The following is a 15,222-nucleotide window of genomic DNA, read 5'->3' as shown; positions in this document are numbered from 1 at the left end:
TGATTATGGCCAAAACCCAGATGATATGTTTATGCATCCTGCTGTTTTTTGGAGGAATGGTACACGCACAAAAGCAGATAACCGGTACCGTCACAGATGCCAATGGGCCACTCCCGGGGGCCAGTGTAGTCCTCAAAGGAACCACAGTGGGCACTACCACGGACTTCGACGGGAACTATACCCTAACACTACGGGATGGACAGGATGTGTTACAGTTCAGTTATGTGGGCTATCTCACCAAGGAAATACAAGTGGGCGCGCAGACTGTCGTAAACGTCACCTTGGAAGAAAATGCCGAAGCACTTCAAGAAGTGGTGGTCACCGCACAGGGGATAAAAAAGTCGAAAAAAGCGTTGGGGTATGCCATTGCCAACGTGAGACCAGATGAAGTCGAAAAACGACCCGAAGCCGATATGGCCAGGGCCCTGCAAGGAAAAGTAGCGGGGGTTAGCATCACTCCGGCGGATGGACAAACGGGTTCTTCTTCCGAAATCAGGATACGGGGAAATGTCTCTTTGACCGGAACAAACGCTCCATTGATCGTAGTGAACAATGTACCCTTCAACGGATTGCTACGTGATATCGACCCCAATGATATCGAAAGTATCAGTATTTTGAAAGGTTTCAATGCATCGGTGCTCTATGGAAGCGAGGGGCGGAACGGGGTCATCTTGATCCAGACCAAGAGTGGGTCGGCACGAACAGGAGAGGTTCGGACAACCGCATCCTACTCCACGACGGTTTATACCAATACGGTGTCCCAACTCCCTGAATTCCAGAATACCTATTCAAATGGATTGGAAGGGGTGCAGTTCGATTCCACAATTTTATCCAACTTTGGACCTGCCTTTTCCACTTTGGGGGAAGTGGCCCATCCGTATGCAGCCTTGGGAGACATTTTTCCGGAATATCAAGATGCCACGATTCAAATAGCGGCAAAGCCGGACAATGTACGGAACATTTTCAGGATGGGTATCGGAACCACCCATTCCTTCACCTTTGCAGCGTCAAAAGAAAAAGTAGGTTTCAATCTATCCGCTGGCTATGCCGATGAACAGGGAATCATAGACCACAACGATCTCAAGCGCTTCAACCTGAGCGTGGGAGGAAAGGCCCAACTCACCGACAAACTCAATGTGTCGGCCAATATCGGTTACTCCACCCGAAAGGTGAACCTTATCAATGACGAGAGCATTTTTAGTGTGGTCTATCACCTTCCCCGATGGATCGACCTTACCGAACTGCCCTACCAGAATCCATTGACAGGCGAATCGGTCTATTATAGGAATGATACCAATCCCCTTTGGATACTCCACAACTCGGGGAACTATGATGATAAGGTAAGGGTCTTCGGCAACGTTGCCGCCGACTATCAGATTGCAGATGGCCTAAACCTGACCTATCGAGTTGGTTTTGACAGTGAGACCTATATGGGTTTTGATTATTCCAACAAAGGAGGATATAGTGATGATAGCTATAGATTGGGCTATTTGAACATTGGGGACAGCAAGGAGGTCATCATCAACCAAACGGCTCTACTCGGTTATAACAAGGATTTGTTCAAAAATTTCAACCTAGAAGGCCAATTGGGCTTCAATTCCCAATTGACCCGTTTCTTTAGCAATTCGACCAATTCGGACGGACAGATTGTGTACGGATTCCTCAGACCGAGCAACTTTACCACCACGGAGGCCAGTTACACCCGAACGGATGAAAATCTGGCGGGAGCCTTTGCCCAACTCCAATTTGCCTATAAAAATTATCTCTATGCCACATTTTCTGGTAGGAACGATTGGGGGAGTACCGTGGAACTGGACAATCGGTCTTTGTTCTACCCCGGAGCTTCATTCTCGTTCATTCCCACTTCCGCCTTCAACTTTGGAGGAAACGCGATCAATTACTTGAAATTCAGATATGCCTATGCCACTTCATCAGGCTATCCGGCCCCTTACAGGACCAGGAGCACCTTGATCATAGACCTGTTACGGTTTGCCGCAGCAGATGGAACATACCCGGTCACCAACAGGTACAGCACCCGATATGCCAACTTGAACCTCAGGCCAGAGCTCCACAAGGAAGTGGAAGTGGGGATGGAGGCTAAGCTGTTGCATAATAGGATCACCCTGGAAGCATCGGCCTACATACGGGTCTCCAAGGACCAGATTGTGGAATCCCCCTTGGCTCCCTCCACAGGCTATGATGACCAGTTTATCAATCTTGGGCGGATAGATAACGAAGGAGTGGAGGTGGATCTGGGGATCGATATTTTCAGAGGGGACAATTTTAGTTGGAACCTCAGGAACATATTTACCGCGGATGAATCGCTCGTGGTGGAGACCACGCCCACACGGGCAGACATCAACATCACCGAAGATCGGTTCGCGGTGGAAGGCCAACCCTTTGGGGTGATCAAAGGGGATTATGCCCTTCGGGATGAAAATGGCAACCTGTTGATCAGTGGAAACGGTTCGGCAACCCGGGTCGGGGAAGTGATCACAAGCAGCGATATAGGTCTGGAGACCAAGGTAATCGGTGACCCCAACCCCGATTGGCGGTTGACGACCATAAACACCATCGGAATCAAAAAATTTTCCATATCCGCACAGTTGGAATACACCCATGGTGGGGAAATCTATTCCAGCAGTGTGGCAAATATGTTGCAGCGCGGTGTGGCCAAGGAGACGGAGGATAGGGAAGGCTCCTTTATCATTCCAGGTTATTTGGCAGATGATGATACAGGCGAGCTATTGCTGGATGCCAATGGTGACCAGATTCCCAACACCATTCAGATCAACAGCGGAAGGGTCGGTTTTTCCAACTATTACAATGCCAATGATTTGGCCATGTGGGACACTTCCATATTCCGATTGAGGGAAATTGCCCTCGGATATACCCTCAGCCCTAAAAAGGGCGAACGGCTGCCTTTCCAAAGGATCGATTTTACCCTTTCGGGCAGAAACCTGTGGTACCGTGCCCCCAATTTTCCGAAGTATGTGAACTACGATCCAGAAAGTGATGGTCTTGAGGGAGACAGCACGGTCCCCTCGACCAAGAGGTTCGCTTTTGGGGTATCGGTAACATTTTAACGAATCAAAAAGTATCAAAAATGCAAAGAACAATAAAACGCTTTGGTGTCATGGTATCGGCCTCCCTGCTTTTTTTGGGCTGTGAAATTTCAAATTTTGACCTGCAGGAGAACCCCAATTTCCTTACCCCGGAAAGTGCCGACCCCGAATACTTACTGAACGAGATGCAGTACCAGTTCCAGTACTTTATGGGTTTGATGATCCTGAACACGGATGATGTGATGCGCTACGAAGCCTTGACCGATAACTACAGGGATGTGGTGTCCGTGGATGTTCTTGATACAGAGTGGGAAAGCTATTTTGAGGCCCTGAACAATTCCAGAACGATAGAGGCATTGGCTGCGGAAGATGAGAGCTTATTGTTCCACAATGCCATTAACAAATTGCTCATGGGCTATCTCACCATCACCATGGTGGACTTTGTGGGGAAGATACCCTATACGGAGGCGGTCAACCCCTCCGAATATCCCAACCCAAGGTTGGATGATGGGGATGACATCTACCGAAGTGTATTGGCGGATATCGATCAGGCGATATTGGATATCGAGGCTTCCAATTTCAATTTCTCCACAGATCTTTTTTACAATAGCGATAAGGAAAAATGGAAAGCCTTTGCCAATACCCTTAAGTTGCGCATATTGGTGCAGACCAGATTGGCCAGCTCACCATTGGGCATTGCGAATGTGGCAACAGAGATCAACAAGCTCTTGGAAGAGGATTTGATCGATACCGCTGCGGAGGACTTCCAATATAACTATTCCACAGTGGTCGAACCGGAAAGCCGACATCGCTATTTTCAAAGAGGCTACGTAAGCGATTTTGGCCAATACATGGGCAATTACTTTATGTTCATGCTGAAGGACTCCAAAAGCATTCAGGATCCCCGACTTCGCTACTACCTCTACCGCCAGGCCGATGAAGATCCTTTTAGTATCCCGCCCTATTCAACGTGCCAAAACGAGTCGAATGTGGATTATTGTTATGTGGGGGACTACTACAGGGGGCTGGACCATGGCGAGAACCGAACAGGATTTGGGGATAATAGCAAAAGGGCGGTATATGGCATCTATCCAGGTGGGGGCACTTTTGATGAGGACCAGTTTCTTAGGGCATCCACGACCTCTTCCCATTTGGAAGGGGCCGGCATCTTGCCTTTGCTCACATCGTCCTTTGTGAAATTTCTGATGGCCGAAGCGGCCCTTGTCCTTGAAACCAATGGTGACCCAGCGGTTTTGCTGGAAGAAGCCATCAGGGACTCCATGGAAAAAGTACTTGGATTTGGCAATGTCAGCTCCGAATATGAGGCCACGGATACCGATGTGGATGACTATGTGGCCGAGGTCATGACCAATTATGGAAATGCTGCCACTGATGAAGAAAGATTGGATATCATCATAACCGAATACTATTTGGCGGCTTATGGCAATTCCGTGGAAGCTTACAATGCCTACCGAAGGACAGGATACCCTTCCAATATACAAGAACCCATCAACGGGGACACCAGCTTTCCCAGAAGCTTTCCGTATTCCTCCAATGCGGTGGAAATCAACCGATTCATCAAGCAGAAACAGAATTCCGAACGGGTGTTCTGGGACACCAATCCTCAGGGATTCATCAAATAATATAAAAGGAGCGTCATGAGAAGAAGTATAAGATTTTTGACCGGACTACTGTTAATGTTTGGCTGTACCAACGAGTACAACACATTTCAGGACATCACCGAACGAGGTGGCTATATTGTTTTTACGGAAGAACCCAACCTGAGCTTCAATATTTTGAAACTGGACACCGAAGTTTTTAATGCAACCTTGTTCGACCCCAATGAAAATGCGACCGGCTATACCTTGACTGTGATATATGACGATGTTGAGGTGGAAAATGTGTTCCAGACGACCACTTTTCCCGCCACTTTGGAGTTCAGCATTGCGGAAATTCTGGAAATGTTCAATTTGACGACGGATGATATCGGTCTTGCGGATAGGATCACTTTTGTGGCCAAGGTCACTACCCCGGATGGTGTCTTTGATGGTCGTTCCCCCGATTATGATTTTAACAACATCAACCAGGGCGGGGACACCACCGACCGATTGAAATATCCCGGGCAGCACAATGCGATGGAATTTTCTTTTAGTTTTTACCAACCCCCCGGAAGAAAAATACGGGGTACCTCTTTTGAGGAAGTATCTGTTGGTCCCGATGATGCCGTGTATGTTAGGAACGGGGCCAATGACGAGACACTCGATCTTGTCAATGGGGCTGATCCACCATATGTGGATTATGTGGCGAAGGGCACGGGAACGGATGATGAAATTGGGTTCGATTCCGAGTACGTTGCCATTACCAATATCAGTGAGAGCAGTCTGGGATTTTCCGAAGAGCGAATAGGAGTCACTGCTTTGTTGGAAAGTTTTGAATCCTATCCGGATGGTGTCCAAGGATTTCATTCCGAGGATGCCGACGGTGCGATCAAAATCACTTTTGATACCGTTGAGGTTCCCGAGGGACAGAACAATTCAGGCATTTCCTTTCAGGTTTTCTTTGGGGATACTACCTGGGAAGAATTGGATGGCATCCATGCCTATGCCAATATCACCACGGATGAAGGCAATGAGGTGTTGGAATTGATCAGCGCCTATAATAATGATGTGGAAACCTTGGCAGGAAGATGGCAAGAGGTGAATAGTGGATTTCTCAAGGGGATACGGTCCTATCAATTGGTCATCCAGATACAGTCTGGGGCCACCCCTGAATTCTTTGACCTCGACAACATCATTGTTTATGAGCCCGAAGAAGATTAAAAAGTCCAATAACAACCCTTGAAATGAAGTAAATTTATGAATATCAAAAATTTACAATGACCATGAAGCACAAGATCATCATTCTTTTGACCCTGTTGTTGGGTTTAGGTGCCTGTAAAAAGGACAGGATGGAAGTGGATATCCTCATCGAGAACGGAGCGGTTTACAATGGGGTCGATTCCATTCCCACCATGCTGACCATTGGGGTCGTTGGCGACAGGATTGCCTATGTCGGCAACGGGAAGCGGATTGATTTTTCCTCAAAAAAGACTATCGATGCCGAGGGTTTGATCGTGTCTCCGGGATTCATTGACCCACATACCCATGCCGACAGGGATTTGAAAAATCCTGAGGAATCGCATAACAAACCTTTTTTGTTCCAAGGAGTCACTACAGTGGTTGTGGGAAACGATGGGAGCAGTGATTACCCCTTGGCCGAATATGAACAGTTGTACAAAAAGAATGGCATCGGCACCAATGTGACCTTTTTGGTGGGACAGGGAACCATCAGGGAAAAAGTGATGGGCCTAAGTGATAGGGAGGCCACCGATGTCGAAATCCTAAAAATGATGGAACTGGTGCAACAGGAAATGGATGCTGGTGCATTTGGCATGTCCACAGGATTGTTCTACGCGCCAGGAAGTTATGCGAGCACCGATGAAGTGATTGCCTTGGCAAAGGTTGTGAGACAGAACGGTGGAATTTATGACACGCACCTGCGGGACGAAGGAGCCTATTCCATCGGTTTGGTGGCCGCTGTGCAAGAAGCCATCGAAATTGGGGAAAAAGCGGATCTGCCCATTCACATATCGCACATCAAATGTTTGGGAAAACAGGTTTGGGAGCAGAGCGATTCATTGATCACGATTATTGAGGAAGCCCAGAAAAGAGGAGTGAAGGTGACGGCCAATCAGTACCCCTACGAGGCATCGGCCACGGGCCTAAAATCGGCCGTTGTGCCACGCTGGGCCGAAAGTGGGGGCAAGGATTCCCTGTTCATCCGGTATGCGGATGCCAGGTTGAAACCCCAGATCCTGCACGAAGTGGCAGAGAACATCGTCCTACGAGGGGGCGCTGATAAACTGTTGATTGTCGATTCAGACCATAAGGAATTTGAAGGAAAGACAGTTCAGGAAATAGCAAAGGACATGGGGTTGGAAGCCAATGAAGCTGTTTTTGAGATCTTTGCCAAGGGCCATGCACGGGTGGCTTCGTTCAGTATGTCACCTTATGACATCAAAAATTTCATGCAGCAGGATTGGGTCGTGACGAGCTCGGATGGCAACACGGGCCACCCAAGAAAATATGGCACCTTTCCAAGGAAGTACAAGGAGTATGTGAAAAATAAGGTAATCAATTTAGCTGATTTCATCAACGGAAGCACCTCGCGCACCGCAGACATCTTTGGAATTGTTCAAAGAGGTAAAATCCAGGAAGGATACCATGCCGATATCATCATTTTTGACCTAGAGACTTTTGGTGACAAAGCGGATTACCAAGACCCTTTTCAACTTTCAGAAGGCTTACGATATAGCATCATCAATGGAAAACTATCGGTGGAAAAAGGAACATTTAACGGACAACTGAATGGAAAAACATTAAAAAAAGAATGATATGAAAACCAAATCTTACAACATCTGCCTACAAAGAACAGCGGCCCTCCTCGTGTTGGTTGCCGCTATAGCCTGTTCGTCGGGGAGCGAAGGTGAAGAAACACCGGCACCCGATGCGCAAGCCCCATCCAAGCCCACAGGATTGGTGGCCGAGGAGGTCACCCAGAATTCCCTCTACCTGTATTGGGAGCCCGCTACCGACAATGTAAAGGTGAAGAACTACTCCTTGTACCTAAACGGCGAGTTTTTGGTGGGTTCGGGCAAAACTTCCTATGCACTGGCCAATTTGGAACCTGGGAAAATGTACTCATTCCAGATTCAGGCCAATGATGCGGCCGGCAACTCCTCAGAGCTCAGTGAGCCCTTGATGGTATCGACCTTGGATAAACTTGAAGCAGAACTCCAGTTCGATTCCGGGAACATCGAAACCTATTTGAGAGGTTTTGTCGATAATGTAGCTGGATTTTTGGGCAATAACTATAAAGTGCCGACAGAGAACGACATGAAACAATGGGAATTGATCATCGATGCCCTTCTGGACGATAACATACCCGAAGCGGTGGAGCAAGCCGTTTATGTAAACTATCAGATTGTGGAATTCACGGATACGTTTTCCAGCCCCAACCAAGTCTTTTATGTCCTCAAGGAATTTTCTATACGGACCAACTATTGGGGCACCTTCGTGTTCAGCAAGACCCCAAAAAGGGAAAATCTTGTACTGGCGGCCCCACACGTTATCCATGACCAGAACACGGGTTACCAAGCGGCCTATGTCTTTAGGCAGAATGTACCCAAAGCCCTTTTTATCAGTGGCGCACATCGCTGCAATAGGGAAGAGCCCGCTCCCTGTTCCGGGACCACAAGTGCCTGCAGTACCAATTCCCAGGCATATCGCATTTCAGATGTGCCGCATAGTGTGAATTCCATGTTCCAGAAGACCACGGAAATGATGTACGATGCGCTGCCCAACAGTGTGTTTGTACAATTGCATGGGTTTGACAAGGAAGCGTCCGACCCTTCCCTGATCATAAGCAATGGGACAAACAAGACCCCGCAGACAGATTATGTGGCCATGCTCCGGGATGCTCTGCTGCAAGAAGATAACAGTTTGACTTTCAAAATACCCCATATCGATGTGAATTGGACCCGCTATGCGGCGTTCGACAATACCCAGGGACGCTATATCAACGGTTCACCCAATCCTTGCAGTGTTTCGGCTACCAACACCACGGGCAGGTTTGTCCATATTGAACAGGAAAGGGCCAAACTGCGGGCCAACGAAACAGGATGGGCCAAGGTGAGCAATGCCCTTGAAAAGTTATTTTGATGGATGTCATCATTTACGATGAAAAATGAATGTCCAAAAGGCTCATTATCTGTCAGTTCGAGCGCAGTCGAGAATCTCAAATATGTTGATAATCAATGGGTTTCAACTGCGCTCAACCTGACAAATTCAAAATTTTATTGTTTTTTGAACAACCTCTTTTTTTGGGGAAAGTTGGGTCATTTTGAATTCTTTCTTCTGAGCAACTCTTTTTTGATCAGCTCCATTTCCCTTGACGATTGGGAGCCGACAGAGGAATTTTCCTCTGCACGCCTGATCAGATAGGGCATCACATCCCGAACAGGACCAAAAGGAACATACTTTGCCACGTTATAACCCTGTTCGGCCAGATTGTAGCTGATATTGTCGCTCATACCATAGAGCTGTCCGAACCAAATGCGTTTATCTGAATTGGAAATGCCCTTCTCCTTGAGTTTTTTTACCAATTGAAGGCAGCTCAACTCATTATGGGTGCCCAGGAACAGGTCGAACACATAGAGGTTTTCCAGGACATAGCTACATCCATTGTTGAAATTTTGGTCGGTGCTGGATTTATCTTCGCAGATGGGACTTTCGTAGCCATGCTCTAGGGCCCTGTCACGCTCTTTTTCCATATAGGCGCCCCGCACCAATTTTACCCCGACCTTAATGTGGTGTTGTTCCCCAAGGGCCTTCAGCTTTTTCAGATAATCGAGTTTTTTGCTCAAATAGAGCTGTACGGTGGTGAATACGACCGTTCGTTGGGTGTTGTATTTGATCATCATCTCTTCGGTGAGTCCGTCAATGGCAGCGTGGCCCCACGATTCTTCCGCATCGACCATGATCTTGAGATTATCCATCTTCACCACGGATTGACAGATCAGCTCAAACCGGTTCTTTACCTTGTTCCATTCTTCCATTTCCGATATGCCCAAGGGAGTGCCTTCCGAAATTTTTTGAAAGAGTTCGAGTTTTCCAATGCCTGAAGGTTTGAATACCAAAAAGGGCACCTGTTTCTGGAATTCTGAGAACTGGCAGATTTTCAGCAAGGTTTCCAAGGTTTGGTCAAAGCTTGCTTCGTTTTTTGCCCCTTCCACCGAATAGTCCAAAATTGACATAATGGCTCCGCCATTGTAAAGTGCATCTATCCTGGCTTTACATTCCATGAGACTCTCCCCGCCACAGAACTGGGAAAAGATGGTTTTTTTGATGATGGGGTCAATGGGCAGCCGACTTTTGAAAGCGATGTTCAGTAAAGGTTTTGCCATTCGCGTGAGCCAACCATATTCCAGCATCCCAAAAAGGAATTTTGCCCGCAACAGCTCTTTTTTGGTCTTGGTGCCAAAGGCGATTTCCGTGTTATTGAAATTTATAGTGTCCGACATAATGATTGCACGTTTCTCCACACCCCATTGATTTTGGATTTGGCCCTATGGCATGCGCATAGAGGAAAAACCCAACATGGGTGCACGGATTCCTAAAAATGTTTAGTTGACTTGCCTTGGTCCAGGCAATTCTGAAAGAAGAAAGTATCGTGGCGATGGGTACGTCGCCACGATACATAAAAGGGCTTACACTAACCTATTTTACTATAAAAACAACTCATGTTTTCACAATCTATTTTAGCCCTTTATTCCTGGTTGTAAAATTTTGTAATTGGTCTTTTCCTTTTCTTTTCTCACCATTTCCTTGACATCTTCCAAGAGCTGTTTGGCATCATAGATGATCCCATCTTTGATGGTGTATTTGACGCCACCCACCCTTTGGATGGTATTGTCCTCCATCAGTTTGATGGCTCCTGTTCCATAAAGTGTCTTTAGGTTGACCAACGGATTTTCTTCCGTGATCACAAAATCGGCCAGTTTGCCAACGGCGATTGTTCCAATTTTATCGTCCATACCCAAAGATTCGGCACCGTTCAACGTAGCAGCCTTGATGATTTCCAGTGGGTGGAACCCGGCCTCTCTCAAAAGTTCCATTTCACGGGGGTATGAAAAACCATAGAGTTCATAGATGAACCCGGCATCTGTGCCCACGGTAACCCTGCCACCACGGTTTTTGTATTCGTTGATGAAGGTCATCCATAGCTTATAGTTCTTTTTCCAATCAATCTCGTGTTCGGTGCCCCAATAATGCCAATAGGACCCATGCGATTGCCTGCTTGGGGAGTAGAACTCCCAAAGGGAGGGGAGGGTATATTCCTCATGCCATTCGGCGCGACGAGCACGGGCAAGGTCCCTGTTTGCTTCATAGATGACCATGGTGGGCGAAAGGGTGAAATCCAGTTCGAGCAGTTCGTTCATCACCTCGTTCCATTTATCGGAATAGGGTTTTGCGGCCTGTGCCCATAATTGTCCCGCTTCACCAAACCGGTCTTGCTCGTTTTGGTAATTGTAGTCCAAGGAATAATCTTGGACGGTCCTGTCATCGAACAAGGCTTCCGGCAACCCATACCAATGTTCCATGGCAGTAAGGCCGGCCCTGGCACTGTGGAGCACGTTCCATCTGCCCACATAGACCTGGGCATGGTGCATTTTGGACCGTAGGCCTAAATTTTTGTTTTCTTTGATGGCCGCTGCCATGACTTCTGGTTCAGCACCAAAAAATTTGATGCCATCCGCCCCCTTTTTGGCATTTTGGCGCACCCATTCCACTGCCTGCTCCGGTGTGGATAGGTCTTCCCTTCCCATACCGCCGTTCAGTTTGCTGCCAAAAGCGGTATAGGCCATTATCCTTGGGGCCGTTATTTCATTTTTTGTGCTTTTTCGTTTATGTTCCAAGGTCCAATCTATCCCATTGCCCGAAGCTGGATCTGCAATGGTGGTCACTCCATGGCCCATCCAGAGTTTGAACACATATTCGGCAGGAGTTCCCTGCGCTGTGCCACCGATATGGGCGTGGGTGTCCACAAATCCGGGCATGATGTACATTCCCTCGGCATTCAGTTCCTTGCCTCCGGGTTTTAGGGCCGGACGTCTATTGGGGTTGATGGGCACCCCCGGATATCCTACCACGCTTACCTGGGTTATGATGTTGTTCTCGACCACGATGTCCACAGGACCTTGTGGTGGGGCCAAAGTACCGTTGATCATGGTGGCACCTCTAATGATCAATTGGCTCCAAGGACCTTCACCTTCGCTTCTTGCAGGGGCTTTTTCTATTTGAGCAAATCCGTTCTGGAACATCAGGAAGCAAAAGCCCAGCAGGAGACCGAGTTTTAAAGTTTTCATTGTCATCATTCTTGAGTATTTGAGTTATTTTTTAGACCAGTGGGCCATTTTACTTTGGGGACAGGCCCACTGGTCAAGGTTGGTTTGATCTATTTTCTATCTCTTATACTGTGCTGGCACCCCTTCGGCAGGAAGCGATTTGCTGATAAACTCCCGAAGGTCGTCATTGGCAGTTTTCAGGTCTTCCTTCCTGAGGTACATCATGTGTCCGCTTCTGTATCCTTTCCAGTCCATTCGATCACGTAATTTTCCACTGGGGTCCATTTGCCAGAGATTGTACTTGGAATTGAAGTAATCCGTCCCTCCATCGTAATACCCGGCCTGCACCAGAACATTCAGATAGGGATTCTGTGCCATGGCCTGCCTCAGGTCGTAGCCCGTGGTGTTGTTGCTCCTGTCCCATGGACGCACCGGGCCGAACATATTGTATTTGAGGTCGGTTTCGTATTTCAGATGGTTTTTGGCATAGAAATTCATGGCAGGGGTGAAGGAGTGCAACCAACTGGTAAGCTCCGCGGCATAATCTGGTCGGCTCCCAGTAGTTTCCTTATCAATTCCCAAGTATCTGGAATCCAATCTACCGATATTGAAGCCCTCATCCCTTAGCAACTCTTTCCAGAAAAAGGTTTTGGGAATGCGCAGGTTGTGTTCCAAGATCACTTTTTCGGATAGCCCGGTGTACCTTGCTATTCTCGCAGCAACTTCTTTCCTTTCTGCTTCGGGAAGAAATCCTCCCTTGGATATGGCCGGGGTAAGTTCGTCTATGGTATATTTCTCCACTTCGGGAAGCACATCGACCAAATCTTTGGATTGCAGATCGGAAGGCAATTTTTTGTGGAACCAGGCCGCGGCGGTATAGTAGGGCAAAAAGTTTGCTGCTTCTGGCACGGTCCCCCTTTCTATTCCCAAGTCGGTAGGCGATACCAGTATTACCCCGTTCAAGTACATCCAGTGGGAGTTTTGAAGCTCGAGCGAGAGGCCGGATACCCTTGGCGTACCATAACTCTCTCCTATGAGGAACTTGGGTGAGGTCCAACGGTCGTAGCGTGTCACAAAGGTATTGATCCATGTGGCTAAGTACTCAATGTCCTGTTTGACCCCAAAAAAGTTTTTCGCCTTCGTCTTGTCGTCCATTTCATCGATGGCCCTGGAATAGCCAGTGTTCACCGGGTTTACATAGACAATATCGGCCACGTCCAGAATCGAGTTAGGGTTGTCCTTGATGCCATAGGGCTGAACGGGATAACCTTCATCGTCAATCGCCAAGATCTTGGGGCCGGTGTAGGCAATGTGCATCCAGACCGATGCGGAACCAGGTCCTCCATTGAAGGAAATGACCAGTGGCCTTTTGGATCTATCGGCAATTCCGGTTCTTTCATAGTACGTAAAAAAGAGCCCTGCGATTATTTTTCCTTTTTCATCCCAGACGGGCAATTTCCCAGTGGTAGCAGTATATTTTACGGGGACCCCCTTGATGGTCACCTGCCCTGAGGTGGTGACCGTGGAATCCATGTCGGTGTTCAATTGTTGTGCCTGTATCGGATGGCTAAAAGCAATCCATACGATGGCAATTGCAAAAAATCTGTACAATTTCATAAGGTTGATCATTTGGTTTTTCGTAGATATTGTGCCGGTTGTCCATCTTTTGGAGTGGACAACTTGATGAATTCACGGATATGCTCGTTGGAAGACTCCAGGTCCTCGGTGCGTAGGTACATCATATGTCCGCTACGGTAGCCCTTCCAGCTCATCCTGTCCTTCAACTTTCCGCTCAGGTCCATTTGCCAGAGGTTATATTTGGAATTGAAATAGTCCGTTGCCCCATCATAATAGCCTGACTGTACCATTACGTGAAGATAAGGATTCTGCGACATGGCCTGACGAAGGTCGTCCCCCGTGGTGTTGCCGCTCCTGTCCCACGGGCGGGTGTGCCCCCCGATGTAATAATCCAGATCGGTGTTATAGTTCAGGAAATTTTTGAAATAATAATTAATGGCCGGGGTGAACGAGTGTTGCCAAGAACGAATTTCCGCCGCATAATCGGGTCGCTCGCCAGAATCATTTTTGTCGATGCCCAAATATCTGGAATCGAGCCGGCCAATGGTGAATCCTTCATCGCGAAGCAGTTCTTTCCAGAAAAATTGTTCGGGAATCCTCAGGTTGTGTTCCAAGATGACCTTTTCGGACAATCCTGAATATCGGGAAATATTTTTGGCCGCTTCTTTTCGTTCCGCATCTGTGATGGAACCTCCCTTGGCCATGATGGGGATCAGTTGGTTCAAGGTATATCGTTCCACTTCGGGCAATACGTTGTCGAGGTCTTTGGATTGTAGATCCGATGGCAATTTTTTGTGGAACCAGGCAGCTGCGGCATAATAGGGCAAAAGATTGGCGGCTTCCACGGCAGTGCCTCTTTCAATCCCGAGACCTGTCGGCGATACCAGGATGACCCCGTTCAGATACATCCAATGGGAGTTTTGCAGTTCCAATGAAAGCCCAGAGACACGGGGGGTCCCATAACTTTCCCCGATCAGGTATTTTGGGGAGGCCCAACGGTTTTGACGGGTCACAAAGGTGTTGATCCATGAAGCGAGGTATTCAATATCCTGATTGACACCAAAAAATCTCTTCGCGACTTCTTTTTCGTCCATAGTGCTGATGGGCCTGGAGAAACCGGTGTTGACGGGTTCTATGTACACGATATCGGCCACATCCAAAATGGAGTGGGGGTTTTCCTCAACGCCATAGGGCTGTACCGGATAGCCTTCATCATCCACTTTTACGCGATAAGGGCCGGTATATCCCAAGTGCATCCAGACCGAAGCGGCCCCTGGGCCACCATTGAACGAAAAGAAGAGAGGTCTTTTAGATCTGTCCTTCACATCGGTTCTCTCGTAATAGGTAAAATAAAGCCCGGCAATGATGTTGCCCTTGTCGTCCCACACAGGTTGCTTTCCGGCAATTGCCTTGTATTTTACAGGTTTTCCCTTAATGGTGACTTCCCTGGATGTGGTGACCGTTGAATCCATCGCCGTGTTCAACTGCTGCGCCGTAGAGACAATTGTGAACATTAGGAAAGTCAAGAGGGCAGTACAGGTTTTCATGCTCATCTGTTTTTTTGGGTTGGTTGGATGAAAAGTATGTATTTTATTTCTGAATATGATGTGTTTCAGTTTTACGAATTACGTCGGT

9 protein-coding genes are annotated in these 15,222 nt (G+C 47.7%); 5 read left to right on the top strand and 4 right to left on the bottom strand.

Annotated elements, in window-relative coordinates:
* The first annotated feature begins 20 nt into the window (after nt 1-20).
* The 5 genes from SD450_RS00875 (at nt 21) to SD450_RS00855 (ending at nt 8,824) form a co-directional block, all read left to right on the top strand.
* On the top strand, nt 21-3,086 hold the full coding sequence (locus tag SD450_RS00875) for a SusC/RagA family TonB-linked outer membrane protein (protein ID WP_318342771.1): 3,066 nt from the start codon (nt 21-23) through the stop codon (nt 3,084-3,086).
* 20 nt (nt 3,087-3,106) lie between these two features.
* On the top strand, nt 3,107-4,708 hold the full coding sequence (locus tag SD450_RS00870; protein WP_318342770.1) for a SusD/RagB family nutrient-binding outer membrane lipoprotein: 1,602 nt from the start codon (nt 3,107-3,109) through the stop codon (nt 4,706-4,708).
* A gap of 15 nt (nt 4,709-4,723) precedes the next feature.
* Complete coding sequence (locus SD450_RS00865; RefSeq protein WP_318342769.1) at nt 4,724-5,884, top strand: hypothetical protein; 1,161 nt, start codon at nt 4,724-4,726, stop codon at nt 5,882-5,884.
* 62 nt (nt 5,885-5,946) lie between these two features.
* On the top strand, nt 5,947-7,497 hold the full coding sequence (locus SD450_RS00860) for an N-acyl-D-amino-acid deacylase family protein (RefSeq protein ID WP_318342768.1): 1,551 nt from the start codon (nt 5,947-5,949) through the stop codon (nt 7,495-7,497).
* 1 nt (nt 7,498) lies between these two features.
* Entirely contained in the window at nt 7,499-8,824 is a 1,326-nt protein-coding gene (locus SD450_RS00855) for a fibronectin type III domain-containing protein (RefSeq protein ID WP_318342767.1), read from the top strand.
* A 176-nt stretch (nt 8,825-9,000) separates the two neighbouring features.
* On the opposite strand, the gene SD450_RS00850 is transcribed toward SD450_RS00855, so the two are convergent.
* The 4 genes from SD450_RS00850 to SD450_RS00835 form a co-directional block, all read right to left on the bottom strand.
* The gene (locus SD450_RS00850) at nt 9,001-10,206 is read right to left on the bottom strand and encodes a proline dehydrogenase family protein (RefSeq protein ID WP_318342766.1); all 1,206 of its coding nucleotides are present in this window, start codon (nt 10,204-10,206) and stop codon (nt 9,001-9,003) included.
* A gap of 216 nt (nt 10,207-10,422) precedes the next feature.
* On the bottom strand, nt 10,423-12,030 hold the full coding sequence (locus tag SD450_RS00845) for an amidohydrolase family protein (RefSeq protein ID WP_404828209.1): 1,608 nt from the start codon (nt 12,028-12,030) through the stop codon (nt 10,423-10,425).
* 96 nt (nt 12,031-12,126) lie between these two features.
* A complete protein-coding gene (locus tag SD450_RS00840; protein ID WP_318342765.1) occupies nt 12,127-13,626 on the bottom strand; it encodes a S10 family peptidase in 1,500 nt (499 codons plus the stop codon).
* Nucleotides 13,627-13,634: 8 nt separating this feature from the next.
* Nucleotides 13,635-15,134, bottom strand: coding sequence for a S10 family peptidase (locus tag SD450_RS00835; protein WP_318342764.1), 1,500 nt, complete (start codon nt 15,132-15,134; stop codon nt 13,635-13,637).
* Nucleotides 15,135-15,222 lie beyond the last annotated feature (88 nt).

It is taken from the genome of Flagellimonas baculiformis (assembly GCF_033441575.1).
In the GTDB taxonomy this organism is placed as follows: Bacteria; Bacteroidota; Bacteroidia; order Flavobacteriales; family Flavobacteriaceae; genus Flagellimonas; species Flagellimonas baculiformis.
The sequence above is the reverse complement of the archived record's forward strand: the minus strand, read 5'-3'. Positions and strand labels throughout refer to the sequence as shown.